Annotated in this window: 21 protein-coding genes and 4 tRNA genes; 12 read left to right on the top strand and 13 right to left on the bottom strand. The window is 39.8% G+C overall.

The features are described from left to right. Window positions 1-47: 47 nt before the first annotated feature. Window positions 48-938 (bottom strand): SDR family NAD(P)-dependent oxidoreductase, encoded by an 891-nt coding sequence (locus tag ACPF64_RS02760; protein WP_003653865.1) that lies wholly within the window; start codon window positions 936-938, stop codon window positions 48-50. Window positions 939-1,211: 273 nt separating this feature from the next. Next, window positions 1,212-2,489, bottom strand: a complete 1,278-nt coding sequence (locus ACPF64_RS02755; protein ID WP_426455520.1) for an O-acetylhomoserine aminocarboxypropyltransferase/cysteine synthase family protein — start codon at window positions 2,487-2,489, stop codon at window positions 1,212-1,214. A 296-nt stretch (window positions 2,490-2,785) separates the two neighbouring features. On the opposite strand from ACPF64_RS02755, the gene ettA reads away from it, so the two are divergent. Then, window positions 2,786-4,447, top strand: a complete 1,662-nt coding sequence (gene ettA, locus ACPF64_RS02750) for an energy-dependent translational throttle protein EttA (RefSeq protein WP_003653862.1) — start codon at window positions 2,786-2,788, stop codon at window positions 4,445-4,447. A 62-nt stretch (window positions 4,448-4,509) separates the two neighbouring features. Here the strand turns inward: ettA and ACPF64_RS02745 are convergent, their stop codons facing one another. Further along, on the bottom strand, window positions 4,510-5,202 hold the full coding sequence (locus tag ACPF64_RS02745; RefSeq protein ID WP_426455519.1) for a hypothetical protein: 693 nt from the start codon (window positions 5,200-5,202) through the stop codon (window positions 4,510-4,512). Between the two features lie 156 nt (window positions 5,203-5,358). On the opposite strand from ACPF64_RS02745, the gene ACPF64_RS02740 reads away from it, so the two are divergent. From ACPF64_RS02740 to ACPF64_RS02720, 5 genes are all read left to right on the top strand, one after another. Next, window positions 5,359-5,757, top strand: coding sequence for a cation efflux protein, CzcI-like (locus ACPF64_RS02740; RefSeq protein ID WP_026057133.1), 399 nt, complete (start codon window positions 5,359-5,361; stop codon window positions 5,755-5,757). A gap of 54 nt (window positions 5,758-5,811) precedes the next feature. Further along, complete coding sequence (locus tag ACPF64_RS02735) at window positions 5,812-7,227, top strand: TolC family protein (RefSeq protein WP_426455518.1); 1,416 nt, start codon at window positions 5,812-5,814, stop codon at window positions 7,225-7,227. A gap of 2 nt (window positions 7,228-7,229) precedes the next feature. Next, window positions 7,230-8,447 carry an efflux RND transporter periplasmic adaptor subunit gene (locus tag ACPF64_RS02730; RefSeq protein ID WP_426455517.1) on the top strand — a complete coding sequence of 406 codons (1,218 nt, stop codon included), beginning with the start codon at window positions 7,230-7,232 and terminating at the stop codon, window positions 8,445-8,447. Beyond that, window positions 8,437-11,595, top strand: coding sequence for an efflux RND transporter permease subunit (locus tag ACPF64_RS02725; protein ID WP_426455516.1), 3,159 nt, complete (start codon window positions 8,437-8,439; stop codon window positions 11,593-11,595). Before ACPF64_RS02730 ends, ACPF64_RS02725 begins: the two co-directional genes overlap by 11 nt. Window positions 11,596-11,727: 132 nt before the next feature. Continuing rightward, entirely contained in the window at window positions 11,728-12,672 is a 945-nt protein-coding gene (locus tag ACPF64_RS02720) for a cation diffusion facilitator family transporter (RefSeq protein WP_426455515.1), read from the top strand. Between the two features lie 18 nt (window positions 12,673-12,690). On the opposite strand, the gene ACPF64_RS02715 is transcribed toward ACPF64_RS02720, so the two are convergent. After that, complete coding sequence (locus tag ACPF64_RS02715) at window positions 12,691-13,029, bottom strand: hypothetical protein (RefSeq protein WP_005038239.1); 339 nt, start codon at window positions 13,027-13,029, stop codon at window positions 12,691-12,693. A gap of 274 nt (window positions 13,030-13,303) precedes the next feature. Here ACPF64_RS02715 and ACPF64_RS02710 point away from each other — a divergent pair, with 274 nt between their 5' ends. Continuing rightward, window positions 13,304-14,251, top strand: coding sequence for a hypothetical protein (locus tag ACPF64_RS02710; RefSeq protein WP_045433461.1), 948 nt, complete (start codon window positions 13,304-13,306; stop codon window positions 14,249-14,251). A 90-nt stretch (window positions 14,252-14,341) separates the two neighbouring features. Here the strand turns inward: ACPF64_RS02710 and ACPF64_RS02705 are convergent. From ACPF64_RS02705 to ACPF64_RS02670, 8 genes are all read right to left on the bottom strand, one after another. Further along, window positions 14,342-14,417: transfer RNA gene (locus ACPF64_RS02705), tRNA-Glu, on the bottom strand. A gap of 30 nt (window positions 14,418-14,447) precedes the next feature. Then, a tRNA-Glu gene (locus tag ACPF64_RS02700) sits at window positions 14,448-14,523 on the bottom strand. 121 nt (window positions 14,524-14,644) lie between these two features. Continuing rightward, entirely contained in the window at window positions 14,645-15,544 is a 900-nt protein-coding gene (locus ACPF64_RS02695; protein ID WP_132070479.1) for a hypothetical protein, read from the bottom strand. Between the two features lie 119 nt (window positions 15,545-15,663). Continuing rightward, entirely contained in the window at window positions 15,664-17,085 is a 1,422-nt protein-coding gene (locus ACPF64_RS02690) for an amino acid permease (protein ID WP_016139971.1), read from the bottom strand. Window positions 17,086-17,213: 128 nt separating this feature from the next. Then, window positions 17,214-17,289: transfer RNA gene (locus ACPF64_RS02685), tRNA-Glu, on the bottom strand. A gap of 25 nt (window positions 17,290-17,314) precedes the next feature. Next, a tRNA-Ala gene (locus ACPF64_RS02680) sits at window positions 17,315-17,390 on the bottom strand. Window positions 17,391-17,447: 57 nt separating this feature from the next. Beyond that, window positions 17,448-18,956 carry a glutamate--tRNA ligase gene (gltX, locus tag ACPF64_RS02675; RefSeq protein ID WP_426455514.1) on the bottom strand — a complete coding sequence of 503 codons (1,509 nt, stop codon included), beginning with the start codon at window positions 18,954-18,956 and terminating at the stop codon, window positions 17,448-17,450. A gap of 116 nt (window positions 18,957-19,072) precedes the next feature. Continuing rightward, entirely contained in the window at window positions 19,073-19,372 is a 300-nt protein-coding gene (locus ACPF64_RS02670; RefSeq protein ID WP_016139973.1) for a hypothetical protein, read from the bottom strand. A 399-nt stretch (window positions 19,373-19,771) separates the two neighbouring features. Between ACPF64_RS02670 and ACPF64_RS02665 the strand changes: the two genes are divergently transcribed. Continuing rightward, window positions 19,772-20,770 carry a sulfate ABC transporter substrate-binding protein gene (locus tag ACPF64_RS02665; RefSeq protein ID WP_426455513.1) on the top strand — a complete coding sequence of 333 codons (999 nt, stop codon included), beginning with the start codon at window positions 19,772-19,774 and terminating at the stop codon, window positions 20,768-20,770. Between the two features lie 88 nt (window positions 20,771-20,858). Here ACPF64_RS02665 and ACPF64_RS02660 read toward each other — a convergent pair whose 3' ends face one another. Beyond that, complete coding sequence (locus ACPF64_RS02660; RefSeq protein WP_426455512.1) at window positions 20,859-21,458, bottom strand: TetR/AcrR family transcriptional regulator; 600 nt, start codon at window positions 21,456-21,458, stop codon at window positions 20,859-20,861. Between the two features lie 122 nt (window positions 21,459-21,580). On the opposite strand from ACPF64_RS02660, the gene ACPF64_RS02655 reads away from it, so the two are divergent. From ACPF64_RS02655 to ftsI, 4 genes are all read left to right on the top strand, one after another. Further along, complete coding sequence (locus ACPF64_RS02655; protein ID WP_003653833.1) at window positions 21,581-22,186, top strand: NAD(P)H-dependent oxidoreductase; 606 nt, start codon at window positions 21,581-21,583, stop codon at window positions 22,184-22,186. 258 nt (window positions 22,187-22,444) lie between these two features. Next, the gene (gene rsmH / locus ACPF64_RS02650) at window positions 22,445-23,368 is read left to right on the top strand and encodes a 16S rRNA (cytosine(1402)-N(4))-methyltransferase RsmH (protein WP_426455511.1); all 924 of its coding nucleotides are present in this window, start codon (window positions 22,445-22,447) and stop codon (window positions 23,366-23,368) included. Continuing rightward, entirely contained in the window at window positions 23,368-23,700 is a 333-nt protein-coding gene (gene ftsL / locus ACPF64_RS02645) for a cell division protein FtsL (RefSeq protein ID WP_003653828.1), read from the top strand. The genes rsmH and ftsL overlap by 1 nt, the downstream gene beginning before the upstream one ends. Window positions 23,701-23,711: 11 nt before the next feature. Continuing rightward, the gene (gene ftsI / locus ACPF64_RS02640; RefSeq protein ID WP_045433434.1) at window positions 23,712-25,544 is read left to right on the top strand and encodes a penicillin-binding protein PBP3; all 1,833 of its coding nucleotides are present in this window, start codon (window positions 23,712-23,714) and stop codon (window positions 25,542-25,544) included. Window positions 25,545-25,546 lie beyond the last annotated feature (2 nt).

The raw sequence follows: 25,546 nt of genomic DNA, 5'->3' as shown, positions 1-25,546 counted from the left end.
CGCCTTAAATAAGGCGCTTTTTTATTCATTATGCTATTAACTCAAAATTACCAGTGTTCACCTGGGAAAATTCGTGCATATGCTTTTTGTGCCCAGTTCAGTTTTTCAGTTTTTTCACCTTTTGCAGCATCAGAGCTTGGGAATAAACGGAAACCAATCGACATGAACATATTGTTGATGCCTGGTGCAACCGAATAAGTCATTGAAGCTAAACGACCCAAGTTGGTTGCCATACGTTTTGGACGTTTCACAATTGCATAAGCAATTAAGTCCGCAGCCTGCTCAGGTGAAAGTGTTGGTACGTATTTATAAATTTTAGTTGGTGCAATCATTGGAGTACGAACCAACGGCATATAGATTGAAGTAATCGCGATTTTATGTGCATGAACCTCAGCTGATAGGCAGCGGCTAAATGCATCGAGAGCAGCTTTAGATGCTACATAGGCAGAGAAGCGAGTCGCATTTGCTAACACACCAATCGAGCTAATATTAATAATTTGCCCATCTTGACGTTGAATCATATGAGGCAAAATATTGAGAACTAAGCGCACTGCGCCAAAATAATTTAACTGCATTGTGCGTTCAAAGTCATGGAAACGATCATAAGACTCATGTACGGCACGGCGAATAGAGCGACCGGCGTTATTAATTAAAATATCAATGTGATCAACCGTAGCTAAAATTTCTTTAGATACTTGATCAATCGTATCCATATCGTTGAGATCACATGGGAAAATTGATGCCTTACCGCCACGACTTTCAATACCTGCTTTTACTTCTTCCAAAGTTTCTTGAGTACGGGCAACAAGTAAAACATGAGCACCAGCATCAGCAAGTTTGTTTGAAATCGTTAATCCGATTCCACTCGAGGCGCCTGTCACTAAAATGACTTTATCTTGTACCTTTTCCTGGAACAGAGCTTCTAATTTTTTATTCACAGCATTTTACCTAAGTAGGGGCAGGGACTATTTATTCCGGTATGTAATTTTTATTTTTTACAACCGTAGGTTCATCCAAATGAACTCATAAATATAGCTCTTATCTTAATAGATGTTTAAAAATTGTCTAGTCTGTAAATATATGAAATTTAACAATTTATTTAGAGTAAAAACTCTAAAATAGTATCTTAATCCATTAATTGTTTTTAGTCCTGTCATGAGCAGAAAATAAAAAAGCCTCTGTTTCCAGAGGCTTGTTAGGTAGTTTAAAAGTTATACAGCTGAAAGGGCTTGATCTAAATCGGCGATTAAGTCATCGATATGCTCAATACCAATCGAAAGACGGACCATATCTTCACTTACGCCCGCAGCTTTAAGTTCTTGTTCGTTGAGCTGGCGATGAGTTGTCGTTGCAGGGTGGCAAGCTAAACTTTTTGCATCGCCAATATTTACGAGACGAGTAAAAAGTTGTAGTGCATCGATGAAGCGAGTACCGCCTTCGAGACCATCTTGCACGCCAAAAGACAAAATTGCAGAAGGCTTGCCTTTTACATATTTTTGAGCCAGTTGGTGCTGTGGGTGATCTTTGAGGCCTGCATAATTCACCCATTTTACTTTTGGATGATTTTGCAAATATTCCGCAATTTTTTGAGCATTTTCAGTATGGCGTTCCATCCTTAAATTTAGAGTCTCTAGACCCTGTAAAATTAAGAACACACTGAGAGGGCTAATTGCTGCACCTGTATTGCGTAATGGAACTACGCGAGCTCGTGCAATATAAGCTGCATCACCTAATGCTTCGACATAATTAACCCCGTGATAACTCGGATCTGGTGTGTTGAGGACTTTAAAGCGTTCCGGATATTTACCCCAAGGGAATTTACCGCTATCTACAATCGCACCGCCGATGCTATTGCCATGACCACCGATATATTTTGTAAGAGAATGAATGACGATATCGGCACCATATTCAAATGGTTTTAATAAAGCAGGGGTGGCAACGGTATTGTCTACAACAACTGGAACACCATATTCATGAGCAATTTTAGCAATAACCTCTAGATCAATAATATTTCCGAGTGGGTTGCCAATAGACTCAACAAAAACAAGCTTGGTTTTGTCATCAATTAAGTTACGTAAGCTTTCAGGCTTTTGGTAATCAAAAAATCGGACTTCGATACCTTGTTTTGGTAAGGTATGGGCAAATAAGTTATAGGTTCCACCATACAATGTTGAGACCGAGGCGATATTGTCTCCCGCTTCGGTAATCGTTTGAATAGCATAGGTAATTGCGGCCATACCAGATGCTAATGCTAAAGCACCAATTCCACCTTCAAGCGCGGCAAGACGCTGTTCAAGCACAGAGGTGGTTGGGTTCATAATGCGGGTATAAATATTACCTTGAACCTTTAAATCGAAAAGGTCAGCACCGTGCTGGGTATTATCGAATGCATAAGATGTTGTCTGATAAATAGGGACTGCAACAGCTTTTGTGGTCGCCTCTGGTGAATAGCCTGCATGAATGGCTAAGGTTTCATCTTTATAAGTCATGATTACTTCATCTTCGTGAGTTAAATATTGAGCGAGTCTAGCCTAAAATTCATCTTGAAAATTGCAGAAATTCTGGTTTGTTTTCTAATTTTAGGAATAAAGATAGAAAAATATACGCTGAAACCTTGTATAAATCTTATACATAAACATTTTGCAACTTATTGAAAAAGAAAATTGTTTGATAAATCCGTACGATGAAAATCATAACTTCAAGTCAAAGAGGTTTTCAGCGTATAATACGCGCGATTATTTATCGCTTATTGCGATGTACTGGTTTTTCAATTGAGGAGTCCTGCGTGGCCCAATATATTTATACGATGAACCGAGTGTCTAAGATGGTTCCGCCAAAGCGCGAAATCTTAAAAGACATCTCTTTATCATTTTTCCCGGGTGCCAAAATTGGTGTGCTCGGTTTGAACGGTGCAGGTAAATCTACCTTGCTTCGTATTATGGCTGGCGTAGATAAAGATTTCTCTGGTGAGGCTCGTGCACAACCTGGAATTAAAATCGGCTATTTAGAGCAAGAACCACCGCTAGATCCGACTAAAGACGTTCGTGGTAACGTTGAAGATGGTGTGCGTGAAGCTTTAGATGCATTAGAACGTCTTGATCAGGTTTTTGCAGAATATGCAGATCCAGATGCAGATTTTGATGCGCTTGCAAAAGAGCAGGAAAAATTAGAATCAATTATCCATGCTTGGGATGCACATAACCTAAACAACCAGCTTGAAATTGCTGCGGATGCTTTGAATCTTCCAGCTTGGGATGCAGACGTATCATTACTTTCAGGTGGTGAACGCCGTCGTGTTGCACTTTGCCGTTTATTGCTCTCGAAACCAGATATGTTACTTCTGGACGAACCGACGAACCATTTGGATGCAGAATCTGTAACCTGGTTAGAACGTTTCTTGAAAGATTTCCCTGGTACTATCGTTGCGATTACGCATGACCGTTATTTCTTGGATAACGTGGCTGAGTGGATTCTTGAACTTGACCGTGGTATGGGTATTCCTTATCAAGGGAACTATTCTTCTTGGTTAGAACAAAAGAATGCTCGTTTAGAGCAGGAAAATAAACAAGAAGAATCTTTTGCTAAAGCATTGAAAAAAGAACTTGAATGGGTTCGTTCAAATGCTAAAGGTCAGCAAAAGAAAAACAAAGCGCGTATGGAACGTTTTGAAGAGCTTAACTCTAAAGAATTCCAACAACGTAATGAAACATCTGAAATCTATATTCCACCTGGCCCACGTTTGGGTAACAAAGTTGTGGAAGTGGAAGGCATCAGTAAATCATTTGACGGTCGCTTGTTGTACGAAAACTTAACGTTTACCGTACCTCCAACAGCGATTGTTGGTATCGTTGGTCCAAACGGTGCAGGTAAAACGACTTTATTCCGTATGATGACTGGCGAACAGCAACCTGATACAGGTACTGTGACTCTCGGTGAGTCGGTTAAAGTGGCTTATGTTGGTCAGATCCGTGACACTCTAGATAATAATAAAACTGTTTGGGAAGAAGTTTCTGGCGGTTTAGATATCTTAAAAATCGGTGATTACGAAATCGCATCACGTGCTTATATCGGCCGTTTTAACTTTAAAGGTCAAGATCAGCAAAAACGTGTAGGCGAATTGTCTGGTGGTGAGCGTAACCGTTTACAACTAGCGAAGATCTTACAGTTAGGTGCAAACGTAATCTTACTGGATGAACCATCAAACGACTTGGATATTGAAACTTTACGTGCGCTTGAGGATGCAATTCTTGTATTCCCTGGTACGGTAATGGTGGTATCGCATGACCGTTGGTTCCTTGACCGTATTGCGACACATATCTTGTCATTTGAAAATGAACAGCCAGAATTCTACGCAGGTAACTATGCTGAATATGAAGCATATCGCCAGTCACGTTTAGGTGATGACGCTGCTCAAAAACGTACCAAATACAAAAAAATTAGCGGTTAATCTCTGTTAATTTAAAAAACCAGCCTGAGGGCTGGTTTTTTTGTTTTAGGAATCTCAGTGCTTTATTTATTAAAATCACCATGTAAATCTGCCCATATTAAAGAGGGTGCAAAGACAATTACATCAAAGGTCATTGCTAAAGGGTATAAAACCTTGCGGGTAGCACGCTTGAATGGATGTTTTTTAGTTGTTTCAATTTTTTCCTGTAATTCAACCACGTATGGAGTTGCTAGTTTTTGTTGAATATCTTTTAGGCCTTTAGCTTCATAAAGCTGGCCTTTGAAAAAAATATTAATATAGGGATATGGGGTATTTTCTTGAGCTTGGAGCATGGCAAAATTCTGTTTAAAACCCAAATCCTTTAACATATTTTTTTGTTCTTCATTTAGATTTCCCATGCGTGTATTATAGCGAACTTGTATTACTCCGTGAAAATGATTTGGATCATCCATAGTGAGCACAAGTGGAGAGGGGATATTAAGCGTTCTTTCGGTGGCTGGAATGGTTTTAATAATTTTTAGAAACTCTGCGCTACCATCAGTCATTAAATAATTATAGTCTTGACCTATAAATACTAATCCTTGTTCCTGCTGATTTTTAACTGCCTGTCCTAGGGCAATAATTTGATCTGTTTTTAAGGTATTCGTCTGAACTTGGGTTGTTTCATCGGGTAAGGCTGATGATAGCATTGACGTTGCACAGCCAGTTAAGCCAAGGCAAATTGTTAATATAGATGCAGAAAAAAGCTTGTACATAATGATTACTCAATAATAAGTTATTTTTGTCTCGTCTAACGTGAGATAAGTTCTAAATTAAAAGGTGGGGGTATGAATCGAGGTTTTGTAATTTTATTACATGCCTACTGCCTGTTATAGTGGCTTTGTTCAACTTTTTAGTTTAATGGTGCGCTTTTGCCACGTTCCGCAATTTTTATGTCCATCTTGTTTAGTTTGCTCATATTCCAGAGTTTATGGAATGTGGCAGCGGCATTTTGCGCGCATGAAAATCAGGAAAAAGCATTGCATCATTTCGGGCATCATGCAGCTTTGAATGTTTATCAATCTTCACATCAAACGCATGCTGAACAGAACGATGCTGGAAACACCTCTCATAAGGCTCCTTTAAATTTGCAAGATCACCATGATCATTTACCTTCATGTTTTCACGTTGTGATGACTGAAGTTGCAAAGCAAGCAGAAGCACCTGTAGTACATGTTCAGGAACTCTCACAAATTTATCATTGGTCTAATTCTTACCAGTCACCCCATCTTACTGCTTTAAAACCTCCTCCTGTTTTAACCCCGCTATAGGTGGGGTAGCCAAAAAAAGCCCACCGCATCTCTTATTTATTGCGGGGCAAAAACATGTCTTCTATTTTTTCAACTCGAGTGAGTTCTCCTTCTCACTTAGAGAGTAACGTTAATAAAACGTTAAAAAAGGTTTTAACCATCTCAAGCCTATCTGTTGCCATGCTATTGGCTGCACAAGTAACGATGGCTCAGTCTGAGATTCAACAAGAACATTATATTCAAAAAGCAGCGTTTACTTTTGAGCAAGCGTTAGAACAGGTACAAAACTATCAAAGTCAGCAAGGTGTTTGGCAAGCACAGCAGCAAATGGCTGAGGCTAATTTAAAGCAAAGTCGTTTATGGGCCAACCCAAGTCTTTCCATTGAGCAAACGGGCTTCCAAAGTGATCAAGAAAAAGAACTCGCGATAGGTATTTCTCAGCCTTTAGATCTTTTTGGACAACGTAAGGCTGCGCAAAACTTAGCAAAAGTGGAAATATCAAAAATTGATTTGGCTGAGCAGCGTTATCAAGCTGAACTTGGATTAATCGTTAAATATTTTTGGTCGCAAGTGGCTTTGCTTGAGCTTGAAAAGTCTCTCATTGGCGAGCAGCTCGAAGTGAGCCAAGAAAATTTACAAGCATCAGAAAAGCGTTATCAGGCAGGCAGTATTGCGCAAGTTGATGTAGACCGAGTGCGTATGTCTCACTTGGAAAATCAGCGTTTATATCAACAAGTCGATTTAAAACTCCAAGTTGCGAAACAACAATTGGTGAACTTATGGGGTGGTGGTTCAAGTCAGTTTCAGCTATTCCAAAGTCCAAACCAATTATGGGCGCTGGCAGCAAATGTAGAACCAAGCCAAGATTCACAAAATAATTTATTGGAGCGCTCTTTCCAGTTAGATTCTCTTGCACAGCAAGCCAATATTCAACAGCTTAAAGCAAAAGCAAGACCACAACCTACCGTAACTTTGGGTGTTAATAACACTCGCTCTCCAGAGCAGAGTACAGATAACCAAATTCGTTTAGGTGTGGAAATTCCTTTAAATCTTTTTAATCGCCAGCAATACGGAATCAAGATTGCTCAGGCCAAACAAGAGCTGTCTCAACGTCAGCAAACCTTTTATCGACAGCAGAATCAAGCAGATATTGAGACTTTGATGTCTGAATTGAAAGGTTTACGCATCCAGTTTAAACAACTGAATGATCAGCAAGTTCCTCTTGCGGCTCAAGTCCAACAAAAAACATTGCAAGGTTTCCGTTTGGGTAAGTTCGCCGTTACCGATGTTCAGCAAGCCACCATGCAACTACAAGATGTGCGTTTACGTAAAGTCGAGCTATTAAAACAGGCTTGGCAAAATTCAATTGAAATTCAAAGTTTGCGTCTCGGTCTAGAGGCGGAACAAATCATGGCGAAAGATGCCTTAATGCAACTCAATCAACGTGCTTGGCAACAAAGCCAATCATTCCCAACTCAGGCAGGAGAATAAAAATGTCGGTAAATTTAAAGAAAAATTCTCAATGGCTTTGGGTGGGAGTGATTGCTGCAATCACTGCAATATTAATCGGTTTGCTCGTTTTAAATTCAAAAAATAAACCTGCCTCTTCTGAAGCCTCAGAAGAGCATGAGCATGCTGAAGAAGAGGGTGAAGGACATAATAACGAGGGTGAAAAACCATTGATGCTCTCTGCTCAACAAATGCAGGAACAAAATTTAAAAATTGAACAGGCTGAATTAGGTGAAGTTGCTCCGCTTCAAACTTATCCAGCCAAGCTGGTTGTAAATACTGACCGTCAAGCCCATGTCTCACCAAGTTTTAGTGGTCGTGTGGAAGCAGTCTATGTTGAATTGGGACAACAAGTTAAAAAGGGTCAGGCTCTCGCAAGCTTATTGGTTCCAGATTTAGTCGATCAACAAGCTAATTTGCAAATTGCACAGTCTAATCTTGATTTAACGCGTCAGGACTATGAACGTGAACGTAGCTTATGGTCTCAGGGAATTTCTGCTAAACAAGACTATCAAAGAGCTTATAACGCTTACCAGCAAGCACAGATACAAGTTAAAGCAGCTCGCTCACGCTTAAGTGCATTCGGCGCAGGTTCCGGTTCAGGAGGACGCTACACCTTAACAGCACCAATTGCTGGCATGGTGAGTAATAAAGATATTGTGGTAGGTGAAAACGTACAGCTAGCAGACCAGCTTTTTATTATTAATCAGCTTGATCAGTTGTGGCTGGAGTTTATTTTACCAAGCACCGCAAATATGAATGTGCAGCCAAATCAGCAAATTGAATTTAAATCGTTGCAAACTGGGAATGTATTTACCGCACAGGTTCAAAGCTTAACAACAGAGGCTGATGCTCAGACAGGGCGCTTACAAGTTCGTGCTAAGGTTTTAGCAAATAATAGTGAATTACGTCCAAACCTAATGGTTAACGTTGAGCTAAATTCAGGTTCAACGCAAAAAGTAACACGTGTAAAAGCACAAGCGATCCAGCAAGTTGAAGGTAAAGACGTTATCTTTACTCCAAAAATGGTCAAAACAGGCTTTGAGTTTGAACCTGTCACGGTACAGTTGGGGCAACGTTCTAAAGATGGTCAGTGGGTCGAAGTTGTAAAAGGTATTAATCCAAGCCAGCGCTATGTTGCAGAAGGCAGCTTCTTGCTGAAATCCGAACTGGAAAAAGGAGAGGCGGAGCATGGACATTAATAAACCTGAGCTGCCCAAACCTGAAGGGCTATTTGACAGAGTTATTCAGTTTGCCATTCAAAATGCTATTTGGGTCATGCTATTTGTGCTGACGTGGATTGGAGTCGGAATCTGGAGTTATCAAAAGCTTCCTATTGATGCGGTTCCAGACATTACCAATGCTCAGGTCCAGATTAATACTCAAGCAAATGGATATACCGCTTTAGAGGTCGAACAGCGGATTACCTATCCTATTGAAAATGCGATGGCCGGAATTCCTAATCTGGAACAGACTCGCTCTATTTCCCGTTATGGACTTTCTCAAGTCACCATCATTTTTAAAGATGGAACAGATATTTATTGGGCAAGACAACTGATTAACCAGCGTTTACAAGAGGCGGACGGACAACTACCTGAATCAGTTGATCCAGTTATGTCTCCTGTTTCAACGGGATTAGGTGAAATTTACCAATGGGTCGTAAAAGCAAAATCTGGTGCTAAAAAAGCTGATGGTACAGCCTATACAGCCATGGATTTACGTGAAATTCAGGACTGGATTGTACGTCCTCAATTGCAGCGTGTGAAAGGCGTGGCAGAAATTAACAGTATCGGTGGCTACAATAAAACTTATATTGTGTCCCCTGATTTAAAACGGTTGCAGCAGCTTCAGATTTCAATCAATGAATTTCAAACTGCTCTGCAAGAAAATAATGAAAATCGCGGTGCGGGTTTTATTGAAGAAAACGGAGAGCAACTCACCGTTCGTGTGCCGGGCATGCTAAGTAGTGTTGAAGATATTAAAAACATTACAGTGAGCACCAAAAATGGGTTACCAATTCGCGTGGCCGATGTGGCAAATGTTTCTATTGGGCATGATTTAAGAACAGGAGCTGCAACTTACAACGGTGAGGAAACGGTTCTAGGCATTGCCATGATGATGATGGGAGAAAATAGCCGTACCGTTGCTCAGGCGGTTGATACCAAAATTAAGGAAATTCAGCCTACATTACCTAAAGGTGTGGAAATCGAAACGGTTTATGACCGAACAAGTTTAGTAAACAAAGCAATTGCAACCGTACAGAAGAACCTTGTTGAAGGTGCAATTCTGGTTATTGTGATTTTGTTTATTTTCCTAGGAAATTTTCGAGCTGCTTTAATCACAGCCTGTGTTATTCCACTTTCGATGTTATTTACCCTTACAGGTATGGCTGAACAAAACATTAGTGCCAACCTCATGAGCTTAGGAGCACTTGATTTTGGGATTATTGTAGATGGTGCAGTTGTTATTGTAGAAAACTGTATTCGACGTCTAGCAGAAGCACAGCATGCTTTACATCGACCTCTTACACGGGCTGAGCGATTCAAAGAAGTATTCCTTGCAGCAAAACAGGCCCGTCGACCTCTTATTTTTGGGCAAATGATTATTTTGGTGGTCTATTTACCTATTTTTGCTTTATCTGGTGTTGAAGCCAAAATGTTCCATCCAATGGCAATGACTGTGGTGATGGCATTATTGGGTGCCATGATTCTTTCTGTGACATTTGTACCTGCCGCAGTTGCTCTTTTTGTTACAGGTGAAGTGAAAGAAAAAGAAACACGTTGGATGTTGCTTTTAAAGCAGAAATACCGAGATGTCCTCGATCAGGCTTATCAGCTTAAGATAGTGGTTGTTAGTTTTGCATTAAGTATTTTAGTGCTCACAGGCGTGTTAGCTACCCAAATGGGCAGTGAATTTGCTCCACAACTCAGCGAAGGTGATTTTGCCTTACAGCAAATGCGTTCACCGAGTACTGGGCTCGAGCAATCACTGCGAATGCAGGAAAATACTGAAAAACTCATTTTGAAAAACTTTCCCGAGGTAAAAGCTGTTTTTGCTCGAACAGGAACGGCTGAGGTTGCAACGGATGTGATGCCGCCAAATATCTCTGATGCAGTTATTTTACTTAAACCGCATGATCAATGGCCAAACTCTAAAGAGACGCTGGCTGAGCTGCGTTCACGTATGGAAGCTTTTTTAGCGACATTACCAGGTAATAACAGTGAGTTCTCTCAACCGATCGAGCTGCGCTTTAATGAGCTAATTTCAGGGATCCGGAGTGATATTGGTGTCAAGGTTTTTGGCGATGATATGCAAGTACTCAATGAGCAGGCTCAAGCACTCGCTCAGAAAGTACAAAAAATTTCAGGTGCTACCGCGGTTAAGGTAGAACAAACGAGCGGTTTACCGGTGCTGAGTGTTGAAATTAACCGACCTCTGGCTGCGCAATACGGACTATCTGCAAAAGCCATTCAAGATATTGTGGCGGCAAGTGTCGGTGGACAAAATGTTGGGCAAATTTTACAAGGCGATAGACGATTCGATTTTGAAATTCGCTTAGAAGACCAGCAGCGTACCATCCAAAACTTAGCTCAACTTCCGATTCAGCTACCAAATGGTGGACTGATCCAGCTTCAAGATGTCGCTAAAGTTGAACGTACATCAGGTTTAAATCAGGTGGGACGTGAAAATGGTAAGCGCCGTGTCATTATTACTGCAAATGTAGAAGGCCGTGACTTAGGATCATTTGTTCAAGAGTTAAGAACAACACTCGCAAAAGAACAACTGCCAGCGGGTTATTGGTTGGAATATGGCGGTCAGTTTGAAAATCTAGCGTCAGCTGCTGCCCGAATGAAAATTGTTGTTCCATTGGCGCTTGCTATGATTTTCATTCTACTTATGGCTGTATTCCATAATGTTAAAGAAAGCCTGTTGGTCTTTAGTGGTGTGCCATTTGCTTTGTCAGGTGGTCTTATTGCTCTGTGGCTAAGAGATATTCCGCTTTCCATGTCGGCTGGTGTTGGGTTTATTGCCTTATCAGGTGTCGCTGTTTTGAATGGTCTGGTGATGCTGAGCTTTATTAAAGAGCTTAGAGAAAAATTTGATATTCAAACTGCAACATGGAATGGAGCGATCTTGCGTTTAAGACCTGTACTCATGACGGCTTGTGTCGCGTCACTAGGTTTTATTCCAATGGCTTTAGCAACTGGAACTGGTGCAGAAGTACAGCGACCTTTGGCAACTGTAGTAATCGGTGGCATTATTTCATCTACGATATTAACGCTGGTTTTATTACCAGTTATTTATCGATGGATGAATGAAGGCAAGACGAAAAGTGTTGAACATTCATAATGTCATCGATTTGAGATATCTTTTTTGATTACAGAACTTGAGTCAAAAAAGTGTTTGAAAGAGGTAAAAATAATAATGCATTCATTGTTACTTTTACCTCACCATAAAGATAAATAATAAGGAGTCCGCAACATGGGTGGACAACATGATCATAGTCATGCAGTAGTGACTGAAGGTAATGCTAAAAAATTAACAATTGCCTTAGCTCTTACTACAACGTTTTTAATTGTTGAAGTCATTGCAGGTTTAATCACGCAAAGTTTGGCATTGCTCTCTGACGCTGCACATATGTTTACAGATGCAGCTGCTTTGGCAATTGCTTTGGTTGCCATTCAAATTTCAAAACGTCCCGCTGATAATAAGCGTACTTTTGGCTATCAGCGCTTTGAAATTTTGGCAGCTTTATTTAATGCGCTCATGCTCTTTGTGGTGGCAGTTTATATTTTATATGAGGCCTATATCCGGTTCTCTAAGCCACCTGAAATCCAAAGTGTGGGTATGCTTATTGTGGCAACGGTTGGCTTAGTAATTAACCTCATTTCAATGAAAATTTTAATGTCGGGTGCTAACTCTAGTCTAAATATTAAAGGTGCTTATCTAGAGGTCTTAAGCGATGCACTGGGTTCGGTAGGAGTGATCATCGCGGCAATAACGATTTATTTCACCAACTGGTACTGGATTGACACGCTTATTGCCGTACTCATCGGCTTTTGGGTATTACCAAGAACATGGATTTTGCTTAAACAGAGCATTAATATTTTGCTCGAAGGTGTGCCAGAAGAAGTGGATATTGAGAAATTACGTACAGATCTGCTTTCTTTAAATGGCGTTGAAAGTATTCATCAACTTAAAGTATGGGCCATTACGTCTAAAAATATTCATTTAACGGTGCATTTATTTGCGCCAGAAGCAGAGCGTACAAGGCTTTATAATGAAGCAGTTGAAATGCTATCTCATGAACATGGGATTGCAGAGGTTACTTTGCAAATTGAAGATGACGAGGAGATTAACTGTCAGCACACTGCCCAGCATGCTCCCCATGAACATGCTGACGAAGCACATTCACATCAGCATTAAACTGATGTGAATAATTGATTAGATTTCCCACTCGTTATTGCAGTCACGGCATTTCCAATGTTTTTGTGACTGCATAAATGCTTGCATAGACAGTTTAAAGTCTGGTAAATCACGCCAGAACATAAAACCTGCCCCTACAGTCACAACAAAAACAACTACTGTTGCAATTTGAAGAGAGCTGCTTGCACCATTGCCAAAAATCCACATAAAAATGCTAATAATAACCAAGAGTAAAAGCATAAAAATTGCAGGAATTAAGATAGCAAGGCTTTTAGGAACAGTTGGTTTTGCGCTGTTAATGCCTTGGCTTACAGGCATAATTTTAACACTTTGACATTGAGGGCAACGGTATTGCATAGGAACTCCACATTCAGTTTGAATCTATTCTAACGGAAATGTCGAAAAAGAAAAAAATTTGTAAGATATCGATGAAGTGCTTTGAGCTAGCAAAAAATTAATTTTGAATAAACAAAGAAATACAAAAAGCAGATGATTTATGCGTACACATAAAAATTAAAATAATATTGTAGAGCATGCTAATCTACAGAAAAATGAAGTGTGATTAGCACTATAAATGAGCTTAAATACTCATAAATAGGATGTGAAATAAATATAAAAAGGAGAGAGAGACTTGGGTCAACAAGATGACAATGAGTCGAAGCCTACAACAACAGCATCGGCTGTAGATAACCCAGATACCGCAAAACCGTCATTATCTCGTCGATTACTGCATAAGACATTGCAACATGCCCAAGATGCGGTCGGGTTCGCTAGTGATACGACACGTAATATTGCAGGGGTCGCCGATGCTGCATTAGATGCGCTCGACCAAGTGACTACTCACACCAGACGTGGAGTTGTCGGAATGACAAATCTGGCAGCAGGTACTGTACGAGATATGGTGTCTGAAACCAGTGAAACTGCACGTCAAGTCGCATTGATCATGGCACGTACATTTTTGGGGAAGAGCACCTTAACGCTGTATTTACCGGAAATGCTATTAAACAATCAAATTCGTAAGCGCATCGACCGTTCTGAAATTGATGATATTAAAATCAAGTGTGGTAATGATAGTTTCCAAGTCGAGATCGATGGGCATTACCATCGTTTCATGTATCGTTTAAGTTTAGATTTTAAAGTATTGGAATGCCGTATTGGGCAGGAAAAATTTTTGCGCCTACGTCAAATGGATGAGAGCCTTGATGTTCAGATCCGCCATGGGGGAACGCTATCAAACTGGGCTGTGCGCCGTATTGGTCGAGTTGGTTTTGAAGTCGTAAATATGTTACCGATTCCATCACTGATTAATCACTTGATTGGTGATATTCCTGGCATCCAGCGCGATGGTCACCGTATGTGGTTTATTGACCTAGAGCAAGCAGGATTTATTGACTTTATTAATAACCGTTCATGGATGGTAGAAAAGCTTCTGAGTTTGACTGATTTCAGTATTTTACCTGGCTTGAATATTTTGAGAGAAAGCCGAGAGTTGGTCCAGCAATTGGTAGATCAATTTGAAATTAGAGGACTACGGGTACAGTCGGGTCGCCTTGAAGTACAAGTGGGCATTGCGAGCTAATGGAGTATATGAAAAGCTAATCATTGATTGGTTTTTCATTTTTAAGGCAAGAAAAAAACCACTGACATTATGCAGTGGCTTTTTAGAATTTGGCGTCCCTACGGGGATTCGAACCCCGGTTACCGCCGTGAAAGGGCGATGTCCTAGGCCTCTAGACGATAGGGACATATGTGAGGCATACATCTGAAAAAATTATTGGCGTCCCTACGGGGATTCGAACCCCGGTTACCGCCGTGAAAGGGCGATGTCCTAGGCCTCTAGACGATAGGGACGTTTCAGAGGTGGGCGTATATTAGGTCGATTTAATAAAAGTGTCAAATAGTTTTCTGAATAAATATTAAAAAAAGCTATCAAGCGCTTAAAAATAACTCAAATTGTAGAAAATATATACATTTAGCCCTCTTTTTTCTGAAAAGGTTCAATAATTGCCTTTATCACGGAGGGATGTTGTAAATATCCTAAAATCTCATGAGGCTGGTTGGCGAAGGTAAAAATTTTCTGATTAATAATAGGTGGATCAAAATTAAAAGGAGCCTCACATAATGGAAATGCAGTCAGAAAATCATCTTGGGAATAAAAATTAAACCATTCGCCGTCAATATGGGGTGGCCTAGAAATTGGACTCGGGAGCTTACTTTGAATGACGCGAAAAGATAAAGGAGACGCTAATGTTATAAATCGTTTAATCGAAAACCGATATGAAGGGTTTGAAAGTAGATTAAAAGCAATAACTGAGCCGAGAGAGTGTGCAACGACGATATAATCATCATCCTCTCGCATTTTTTGTAAAATCCGCTCATTCACTTCCTGCATAAATTCAGGATTAGATAAGTACATATAAGTTTCAATCAGAAACTGCTGTATTAAGCTCTCATGCAATTTTGGAAAGTTGTTTAAAAGAACAACCAATTCTTTGAGTACTCGATCCTTTACGAGCTGAGAGGTGAGATAAAGTCGTTCTGAGAAGCTTTTTTCAGCTGGGTCAGTTGCTGGTAGTAATAAAGGAACAAATGGAGTGTGTTCTTTAGCTGGAGGATTGTTGCGATGTAATTGAATGGGTAAATAATTATTTAAAAAAGACTTAGGTAATAAAGTATTAGGGTTTAATTGATTGCTTAATTGATATTTAGTCATCAGATCGCCATAAAATGGCATATGAATATGAAGATCGCGCACGTTAACTTTGCAAGGCATCTGTTTTAGACCGAGCTTAAATACTTTTAACCAATGCTCTTTCAAGCGATGTGCTGTGTAATTCTGTTGATTCATCCCGTGGATAAATATAATTTTCATTCTATACAAGGAATTGTTTTTAATATAAATTTTAATCTACAACGGTATGTTATATAAAACCAGTATGCAGACAAAAAAAAGTGTAGCTTTTTGCTACACTTTCATTGAATAAGAGTGGTTTAGACTTTATTGCGGTAAAAAATAAAATAGCTGACATAACATAAAGCTGTAAAAATAAGGCAGCCTACGAAACCAGCACGCATTTCAGGGTCTGCTGCCATACTTAAACACGTAATAAAGCAGAAAATAAAACCTAAAATAGGGACGATAGGAAATAATGGAGCAGCATATTGTAAGTCTTTAACTGTGTGGCCAGATTTGTACCATTGGCGACGGAAATTAAATTGACTTAAACAAATGCTCATCCAGACAATAACCATAGTAAATGCTGCAACGCCAAGCAGATTTTTAAAAATAGTCTCTGGGGCAAATTGCTCTGATAACAAGCCTGGAATTGCTCCAAACATTGTTACAACTAAGGCAACAATAGGTGTTCCACTTTTTGAGAGCGTAGCAAATACGCTAGGTAATAATTTTTGTTCTGACAGTGACCACATCATACGTGAAGCGGCATAAAGTCCTGAGTTTGCTGCCGAAAGCAGAGCTGTAATAATTACAAACCGAATAATGTCATCTGCATAGGGAATGCCAATATAATTAAATACGGTAACGAAAGGACTACTACTTACGCTTTCACTGCCTAAACCTGCAAGCTGGAAGGGAAGCAAAGCACTAATAACAATAATGGTTCCGACAAAGAAAATAAGAAGGCGCCAAATCGCAGCGTTAATTGCTTTGGGTACATTCTGAGCTGGATCTTTGGTTTCACCTGCTGCTACGCCAATTAATTCAGTGCCTGAGAAAGCAAAGTTAACAATTAGCATGGTGGTAAAAATAGGAATTAAACCGTGTGGGAACCAGCCTTGAGCTGTAAGATTGCTAAATAGCGGTGCAGTTTGGCTACCATGAAAAGGAATTAAACCAAAAATTGCTAATAGGCCTAGCACAATAAAAGCAATAACGGTAATGACTTTAATAAGAGCTAGCCAAAACTCAGACTCAGCAAAAATGCGGGTTGAACTAATATTTAAACCAAAAATAGTGATTGCAAAAACAATTGTCCAGATCCACATTGAAATATGTGGGAACCATTCCTGCATGAGTAATGCTGCGGCTGTGAATTCAGTTCCAAGCGTTGCAGTCCAGGTCAGCCAGTACATCCAAGAAATCATATAGCCTGTACTAGGACTAATATATTTTTTGGCATAGGCACCAAAAGAGCCAGAAACAGGCATGTGTACAGCAAGCTCTCCTAGGCAAAGCATGACCATATAAGCGATCGCGCCACCAAGAATATAGGCAATAATTGCGCCAATAGCTCCAGTTTGTGAAATGACTTCCCCTGAACCTAAAAATAAACCAGTTCCGATTGCCCCGCCTAGTGATAGCATAACAAGATGGCGAGTACTCATGGCTCTTTTTAAAGGTGCAGTACTGTTCTGATGCTGATGAGCATCTAGTTGATTGTCAGATGGCTGCATATTACACATTGAGAGAATTAAGAAAGACGCTATTTTAGATAAAATAGACAAATGTGCAATCTAGAAAGAGATAAAGAATAAACAGTAAGGTGACGATAGAGTCTTTTAATAATTTTTAAAGCAGAATATGGCGTCCCTACGGGGATTCGAACCCCGGTTACCGCCGTGAAAGGGCGATGTCCTAGGCCTCTAGACGATAGGGACTTGATGAGGCAAACACAAAGGAGCGTGGTGGAGTCAAGCGGGATCGAACCGCTGACCTCTACAATGCCATTGTAGCGCTCTACCAACTGAGCTATGACCCCAGTTTGTGTGAGCGCAATATTAGGTTGAATGCGCTCACACGTCAACTAAAAAATGAATTAAACTTCGCTAGTTGCTTCATTTTTCGGCAATTTTAAGCTCTCATTGAGTTTTTCCCAATTTTTAACTTCTTTCTTGCTTGGTCCACCCACAATTTCTAAAGCGCGACGTAAACGAGCGAAAGTTAAATCAGGTCCAAGAGTGACCATCGACTGCATTACAGGGGTCGAGCTGGTTGAACCCGCAATTGCGATAAAGAACGCAGGCATGAAATCGCGTAATTTAATCTCCATCTGGTTCGCAAGATCCATTAGGGTTTGGCTCACAGTGTCATTATTCCAAGTGAACTGGCCTTCAAGGCGCCAAATTGCAAATTGTAAACTTTGACGAACCTGTTCAGGTGTCAACTTTTTACTTTCAAACATTTCAGCGGTAATTTGTGGCATATGGTTAAAATAGAAACCAGCCCAATTCACAGCTTCAGAAAGTAAATTAATACGTGGTTGAATGGCAGCTGCAATATCTTCTAAAGTGCTGCGATCACTCTTCCAAGTTAATAAGCGGTCTAACAGTTGGCCCGGGGTTAAACCTTTGATCCATTGACCGTTAAGCCAGTTTAATTTTTCAACATCAAAAATTGGTCCGCCGAGTGATACACGTTGAATATCAAAGTTATCCATCATGTCTTGTAAGGTGAACACTTCTTTGTCGTCCGGCATTGACCAACCCATACGGCCTAAATAGTTTAACAAGGCTTCTGGTAATACACCGATATCGCGGTAGTAGTTAATTGATGTCGGGTTTTTACGTTTAGATAATTTTGATTTATCTGGATTACGTAACAATGGCATGTGGCAGAGCGTTGGCATTTCCCAACCAAAATATTGGTAAAGCAACTGATGCTTCGGTGCAGATGGAAGCCATTCTTCACCACGCAATACATGAGTGATTTCCATTAAATGGTCATCAACGACATTGGCCAAATGATAAGTTGGTAATCCATCATTTTTAAGAAGAACTTGCATGTCGACTTGCGCCCAAGGAATTTCCACTTCCCCGCGTAATAAGTCATTAAACTTACAAATACCTTCTTCAGGTACTTTCATACGGATGACATGTGGTTCACCCGATTCTAAGCGACGTGTCACTTCTTCTTGAGAAAGTTTTAACCCACGACCGTCATATTTTGGTGTTTCACCACGTGCTTGTTGTTCTGCACGCATCTGATCTAGTTCTTCAGCTGTAGCAAAACAATAAAAAGCATGACCTTTTTCAACAAGTTCTAATGCGTATTGCTTATAAATTCCCATACGTTCAGATTGACGGTACGGTGCATGAGGGCCCCCCACATCTGGACCTTCCGACCAATTTAGACCTAACCAACGCAATGAATCCAAAATCATTTTTTCAGATTCTGGTGTAGAGCGAAGTTGGTCTGTATCTTCAATCCTTAAAATAAATTCTCCGCCATGTTGTTTCGCAAAACACATATTAAATAAGGCGATGTAGGCGGTGCCGACATGAGGAAAACCAGTAGGGGAAGGTGCAATACGAGTACGAACTTTCATAGGTAATGGGTCAAAATAAAAATTGAAACTATTATAACGAAAAAGCCCAGTATTCTGACGTTTTATTTAACATCAGACTGGGCTAAAACTGAAACGAAGAGGGGGTGTTTCAGATTTTAAGAAGTATGCGGCTGAAAGATTGCCTGAACAAAACGTGAAAAACGTTCATGCTGAGCAGCGAGAAAATTTTGAGTCGGTGTAACGCGAATAGTATTGAGTACTTTAAGCTCATCATCTGTAGAAGGTAATACAATAGGATTACGTTTCTGTTGATCTAAAGCTTTTTCAATAAGCGAAGTTTGCTTATCTGACCCAGTTTTATTCGGGGTATCTTTAAGTACTGCTGCTGCAGAAAACTGTGATGCCAAACCCAGCACCAAACTTAAGCTTAACGCTTTTCCATAATGAATTTTCATTATTAATCATCCCCTCTGTTCATTACATTTCATCTATTTTTTGAGTTTAACGAAATGTAAAATTACGGTAATGCTACGATTTAAACATAAATCTTAATAAAAAAGTGGAACTGTGTCACACTTTTTACAAAAATTATCTATATTTTAATCTGGTCGACCCCAATGTAGGTCATATGTATCCTTTACGCTTCATTATTTAACAAATTAATGTGTAGATAAAGTGAAGGCCCTCATTAAGTTGTAAGAATAATTACAAAAAGTTTCAAAAAAGAAATGATTTAGGCATCTTAAGCTATATATTTTAAAGAGATTAATAAAAAATATATTAATATAAGTAATTGATTGTAAATTATAAAATTAAAAATATAGTAAAACTAAAACCAATGATGGATTTTGTAAATGAAAAAAATATCAATAATAGCTGTAGCTGTGTATTTGGGAATGGCAACAGCAGCTCAGGCAGCTACTTCTTTTTTAAACGTTTCTTATGATCCGACCCGAGAATTTTATCAAGAATATAATCAGGCTTTTGGGAAGTTCTGGAAACAGCGTACGGGTCAGGATGTTGAGTTTAAACAGTCGCATGGTGGGTCTGGTAAACAAGCTCGGGCGGTAGCTACGGGTCTTGAAGCCGATGTTGTAACGTTAGCGTTGGCGAATGATATTGATGAGATTGTGAAAGCAGGTTTTATCCAACCGAATTGGCAAAAAGAATTTCCGAATAATTCTGCACCTTATACTTCGACTGTTGTGTTCCTAGTACGAAAAGGTAATCCAAAAAATATACGTGACTGGAATGACTTAACAAAACCGGGTGTTGAAATTATCACCCCTAACCCTAAAACAGGGGGCGCACCTCGTTGGATCTATTTGTCTGCGTGGGGTTATGCTTTAAAACAACCGGGTGGTAATGATGCCAAGGCTCGTGACTTAGTTAAAAAGCTTTATCACAATGTAAAAGTACTTGATTCGGGAGCACGCGGTTCGCTAACAACATTTGCCGAACGTGGTATTGGTGATGTTTTATTATCTTGGGAAAACGAAGCTTTATTGGCAACGAAAGGACCTGATAAAGACAAATATGAAATCGTTTACCCATCAATTTCAATTTTGGCAGAGCCATCAGTCGCAATTGTAGATAAAACCGTTGATAAAGATGGGAACCGAACTTTAGCAAAAGGCTATTTGAACTTTTTATATTCACCGTTAGGGCAAGAGTTAGCGGCTAAACATTATTTCCGACCACGTAATGCTCAAGTGGCAGCAAAATATGCAGCACAATTCCCAAAAATTAAATTATTTACTATTAACGATGTGTTCGGTGGTTGGGCGAAAGCTCAGAAAACTCACTTTGCTAATGGAGCTGTCTTTGATCAAATTTATGATGGGAAGCAGTAATTAACTAAGTTTTTCCATGTGGCCGCTTATTTAATAATTAAGCGGCTTTTTTGAATTTTAAGATTTTCACATCTAATTTTTGATTAATTTAGAAATTACCCAATCTTTTTAATAAGGTGCTGATAAAGATATTAATGTAGTGGTCTACATCATCTTTAAAAATCATATATTGTAAAGCTAGCCCATAACTTAATGATACAAGCTCTATAACAATAGAGTCATAGTCATCAGGCTCAGCTATCTGCATTAAAGAAAAAAATTGCTTCATGATCTTGGTTACTTCTTGCTGATGAGTTTTCCAAACCTTTTGATACTCCTCTGCGAAGGTAATATCACGTGCAGCAAATAGTTGTAGCTCTATTGATATCTTCAGCCATTCATCGTTTGTAAAAAAAACCTTCAGCCATTGGCGCAACGAATCGATTAATTGCTCAGTATTTGAAGGAGCACTGGTAAATATTTCTTGTAATTGTAAATTTTCATTAGCGAATTGAAGCTCCATCAGCTCAAGTAAAAACGCTTCTTTATTGTTGAAATTAGAGTAGAAGGCACCTTGAGTATAACCTGCTTGTTTAGAAAGATTCCTGATTGATACTGCGTTATAACCATATTCAGAAATGAGTGCAAACCCAGCTTCAATGAGATGCTGTCGAGTTTGTACCTGTTTTTCATTGCGAGAAAGAGTCATAAGAGCCAGATCAAATAATAGTTGAGATATCACTTGTTATCTTAATTTTTATAAGATATTTTCGCTACTTATTTATTTTAGATATCACTTGATATTTGAATGTGCGACAATAAAGGCGATATATGTCTCAACTCTCTAAACGTATTGTAGTTATTAATGGTCATCCATCCGATATCAGTTTTAATCATGCATTAGCTCACAACTATGTAGCACAAGTAAAAACATTAGGTGTTCACGTAGATCTTATAGAAATTGCTAAGTTGGATTTCGAGCCTAATTTAAAATATGGTTATGAGAAACGTATGGATCTGGAACCTGATTTAATGAATGCGTTGGAAAAAATCCAGGCTGCCGATCATTTGGTATGGTTCTTTCCAGTGTGGTGGGGAGGTCTTCCGGCCATCGCTAAAGGTTTTATTGACCGACTCTTTTTACCAAATCTTGTATTTAGTTACCGAGAAAACAGCAATCGTGTTATTGGTCATTTACACTCCAAATCAGCACGACTCATTACTACTTTAGACCAGCCAGGCTGGTTTTATCGTTGGTACTATGGTGAACCAAGTACACGTCAACTTAAAAAAGCGACTTTGCAATTTTGTGGGGTCAGCAGAGTCAAAGTTAATTATATTGGAACAGTGCGGGGAGCAAGCTCAGACCAACGGCAAAAATGGTTAAATCAAATCGGTAAATATGCTGAGAAAGATTGCCAGCTCATCTCGTCCTAAGGCAAATCCGTGAGAGTCTCTAACGGAATAAGCGTAAAGGAAAAAGAGAATTTTTTAGGTAAAGTGGTTAATAATAATTTTTATAAATTCGTATTTAGCTATAAAAAATTATTCTTGGTTTCTTATTTTGCTTAAAAAGTGCTAACAAAACGGTTTTATCTATGAAAAATTAATATTTTCCTACAAAAAGCCGTTTGGCGTTGGTCATAAACAAGGTGATAATGTGCAGTTACATTTTCACGCTATGATTTAACACCTATGTCGCATATTTCTGTCTTACTTTCCGAGACCATTGAGAGCTTATTGGCAGATCGCACAACTGGGGTGTATATCGATGCAACCTTCGGAAGAGGTGGGCATACACGTTTATTGCTTTCTAAACTTGATGAAAATGCACGAGTGTACGCATTTGATAAAGACCCTCAAGCATTGGAAGTTGCTGCTGCTTTGGCCCAAGAAGATTCAAGATTTACTATCATTCATGCCAGTTTTGCTGATATCAAAGAGAAGATGCAGGAAATTGGCGTGATGAGTGTTGATGGAATTATGGCTGATCTAGGGGTTTCATCTCCTCAACTTGATCAGGCTGAGCGTGGTTTTAGCTTTATGCAAGATGGTCCGTTGGACATGCGAATGGATAATTCTAAGGGTTTAACTGCGGCCGAGTGGTTACTTAAAATTGAAGAAGAACAATTAGCAAATATTATTTATCAATATGGTGAAGAGCGTTATAGTCGACGTATTGCTAAAGCCATTAAACTAGCTGGAAAACTAGAAACGACGGCCCAATTGGCGGAAGTTGTTAAAACTGCTCATCCAAAATGGGAAAAACATAAACATCCAGCGACACGTGCATTTCAGGCTATTCGAATTGCTATTAATAAAGAGCTTGAAGATATTGAACTGTTTTTGCCGCAAGCTGTAGACTTACTAAAACCGGAAGGACGTTTATCTGTTATTAGTTTCCATTCTCTTGAAGACCGACTGATTAAGCAGTTTATTCAAAAAGAATCTACGTTAGCAGAAGATTTCGGTTGGGGAATGCCTGAGCAGCGGGTAGATACAAGAAGATTAAAGAAAATTTCACGGGTTCGTGCGAGTGAAGAAGAAGTAAAAGTGAACCCTCGTTCACGTAGTGCATGGCTTCGGGTTGCTGAACGCTTGGAAGAAAAAGGCGCGTAATGAAAAGCAGTGATGAAATCGCAACCACAGAAAATAACGTGGTGAAAAAAGTTGTTGTGTATACAGTATTGGTGGCGCTTGTTTTTATAAGTGCCATGATGGTGGTATTTCAAGTATTTGAATATCGTCATGATTATAGAGAGCTTAGCTCTTATATGCGCGAACGTGATGATCTCAATGCTGAATGGGGGCGTTTGCTCATTGAGCAACAAACCTTTGGTGCAACGGCACAGATTGGTACGCGTGCTGTAACTCAGCTACGGATGTTTTCTCCACCGGCTGCAGAAACGGTGGTAATTTCTTTACCAATGACCTCAGAGCAAAATAAGTAAGGCCTTGCTGTATGGTAGATAAGCGAACAAAACAAACACGGAAAAAACAGCAGTCTATTTCGGAAAAACCAACTCTTGCCTTTGATATGTGGCGGTTTTATCTGCTCTGGGCAGTAGTGCTGCTCTGTTTTGTTGTTTTAATTGCACGTGCATTTTATGTACAAGTAATTAATAAGGATTTTTTACAAAACAAGGCCAATGCCAATATTTTGCGTACTGAGCGTGTAGAAGCTATGCGTGGCGTGATTAGTGACCGCCATGGGGTACCTTTGGCAATTAGTACACCGATTATGAAAATCGTAATGGATCCACGTGATTATTTCGATACGAAGCACTTATATGACCAAATTACAGAAGAATTAAAGAAAGATCCGAATAATCGTAAATTAAAAAGACAATTACCCGATAAAAATTTGAATCTTGATGAATTGGCGGATGTTGTTGGTTTAGACCGTGCCGATCTTAAAAAACAGATGAATGCACGACCACGTTCTCGTTATCTGGTTTTGAAGAAAGAAATACCACCGCAACAGGCAGACCTCATTACGAAGGGTAACTTTCAAGGGGTATATGCCGAGAAAACGTATAAGCGTTATTATCCTCAACCACAGCCAAATGCCCAGATTATTGGTTTAACCAACAGTGAAGGCCAAGGGATTGAAGGCTTGGAGATGCAGCTCAATAAACAGCTGTCAGGTGTGGATGGTGAGCAAAAAATTATTCGTGATAAGCGCGGAAACCGTCTAAAAGTTTCAGAGGTTATTCGTGAGGGTGAACCGGGCGAAAACATCACTTTAAGTATTGACTCCCGTTTGCAGTACATTATGTACCGTGAATTAACAGCTGCTGGTGTTGCAAATAACGCTCGTTCGGCAACAGCTATTGCTGTAGATGTTAAAACTGGCGAAATTTTGGCAATGACTAGTTGGCCGTCATATAACCCAAATGACAAAAACGGTTTATCTAATAAAGATGCCATGCGTAACCGCGGTGCGATTGATATGTTCGAACCGGGTTCAACCATGAAGCCATTTACTGTTTCTGCGGCACTGGAAACTGGACAATATACGCCAAATACCATTGTAAACACTTCTCCGGGTTCAATGCGTTTAGGTTGGCATACCATTCGTGATACTCATAATTATGGTGCATTAACTGTAAGTGGCGTAATTATCAAGTCTTCAAACGTGGGTTCTGCAAAAATTGCATTGTCGCTTCCAAAGCAAACATTGCCGAGCTTCTTTAATCGCGCTGGCTTTGGTAAACGTTCGGCTGTGAAGTTCCCGGGTGAAAGCTCAGGTTTGGTGCTACCGGTAAGTAAATTAAATTCTTCCCAAATTGGTACCATGGCTTATGGTTATGGTCTAAATGCGACTATTCTCCAGTTGGCGCAAGGCTATGCAATGCTTGCAAATCATGGCGAGAAAATGCCTTTAAGCCTGCATAAGTTAGATCAGGCACCTAAAGGTGAACAAGTTCTTGCTCCAAAAATTGCCGATCAGGTTTTGCTTATGCTAGAGCAGGTGACTATGCCTGGTGGTACTGCAAAACAAGCTAATATTCCGGGTTATCGCGTGGGTGGTAAAACAGGTACGGCGCATAAACTTCGTGCAGACCGTAAAGGTTATTCAAATAATGAATACCGTGCTTTATTTGCTGGTGTTGCCCCAATTAGTGACCCGCGTTTAGCCGTTATTGTTGTGGTTGAAAACCCGCAAGGCCGTTATTACGGTGGTTTGGTTGCTGCCCCTGTTTTTGCACGCATTATGCAAGAATCATTGCGCTTAATGAACGTACCGCTTGATAAGCCCCTTGATACTCCAGAAAACCCTATTCGCAGGTAAGC

The sequence above is a fragment of the Acinetobacter sp. KB005 genome (genome assembly GCF_049949095.1).
Classification (GTDB): domain Bacteria; phylum Pseudomonadota; class Gammaproteobacteria; order Pseudomonadales; family Moraxellaceae; genus Acinetobacter; species Acinetobacter calcoaceticus.
The sequence above is the reverse complement of the archived record's forward strand: the minus strand, read 5'-3'. Positions and strand labels throughout refer to the sequence as shown.

Bases quoted from the DNA above. Each gene is read 5' to 3' on its own strand.
- ACPF64_RS02755 (WP_426455520.1), bottom strand. From the start codon at position 2,489: ATGACTTATAAAGATGAAACCTTAGCCATTCATGCAGGCTATTCACCA.
- ACPF64_RS02745 (WP_426455519.1), bottom strand. From the start codon at position 5,202: ATGTACAAGCTTTTTTCTGCATCTATATTAACAATTTGCCTTGGCTTA.
- ACPF64_RS02735 (WP_426455518.1), top strand. From the start codon at position 5,812: ATGTCTTCTATTTTTTCAACTCGAGTGAGTTCTCCTTCTCACTTAGAG.
- ACPF64_RS02730 (WP_426455517.1), top strand. From the start codon at position 7,230: ATGTCGGTAAATTTAAAGAAAAATTCTCAATGGCTTTGGGTGGGAGTG.
- ACPF64_RS02725 (WP_426455516.1), top strand. From the start codon at position 8,437: ATGGACATTAATAAACCTGAGCTGCCCAAACCTGAAGGGCTATTTGAC.
- ACPF64_RS02720 (WP_426455515.1), top strand. From the start codon at position 11,728: ATGGGTGGACAACATGATCATAGTCATGCAGTAGTGACTGAAGGTAAT.
- ACPF64_RS02715 (WP_005038239.1), bottom strand. From the start codon at position 13,029: ATGCAATACCGTTGCCCTCAATGTCAAAGTGTTAAAATTATGCCTGTA.
- ACPF64_RS02695 (WP_132070479.1), bottom strand. From the start codon at position 15,544: ATGAAAATTATATTTATCCACGGGATGAATCAACAGAATTACACAGCA.
- ACPF64_RS02690 (WP_016139971.1), bottom strand. From the start codon at position 17,085: ATGCAGCCATCTGACAATCAACTAGATGCTCATCAGCATCAGAACAGT.
- gltX (WP_426455514.1), bottom strand. From the start codon at position 18,956: ATGAAAGTTCGTACTCGTATTGCACCTTCCCCTACTGGTTTTCCTCAT.
- ACPF64_RS02670 (WP_016139973.1), bottom strand. From the start codon at position 19,372: ATGAAAATTCATTATGGAAAAGCGTTAAGCTTAAGTTTGGTGCTGGGT.
- ACPF64_RS02665 (WP_426455513.1), top strand. From the start codon at position 19,772: ATGAAAAAAATATCAATAATAGCTGTAGCTGTGTATTTGGGAATGGCA.
- ACPF64_RS02660 (WP_426455512.1), bottom strand. From the start codon at position 21,458: ATGACTCTTTCTCGCAATGAAAAACAGGTACAAACTCGACAGCATCTC.
- ACPF64_RS02655 (WP_003653833.1), top strand. From the start codon at position 21,581: ATGTCTCAACTCTCTAAACGTATTGTAGTTATTAATGGTCATCCATCC.
- rsmH (WP_426455511.1), top strand. From the start codon at position 22,445: ATGTCGCATATTTCTGTCTTACTTTCCGAGACCATTGAGAGCTTATTG.
- ftsL (WP_003653828.1), top strand. From the start codon at position 23,368: ATGAAAAGCAGTGATGAAATCGCAACCACAGAAAATAACGTGGTGAAA.
- ftsI (WP_045433434.1), top strand. From the start codon at position 23,712: ATGGTAGATAAGCGAACAAAACAAACACGGAAAAAACAGCAGTCTATT.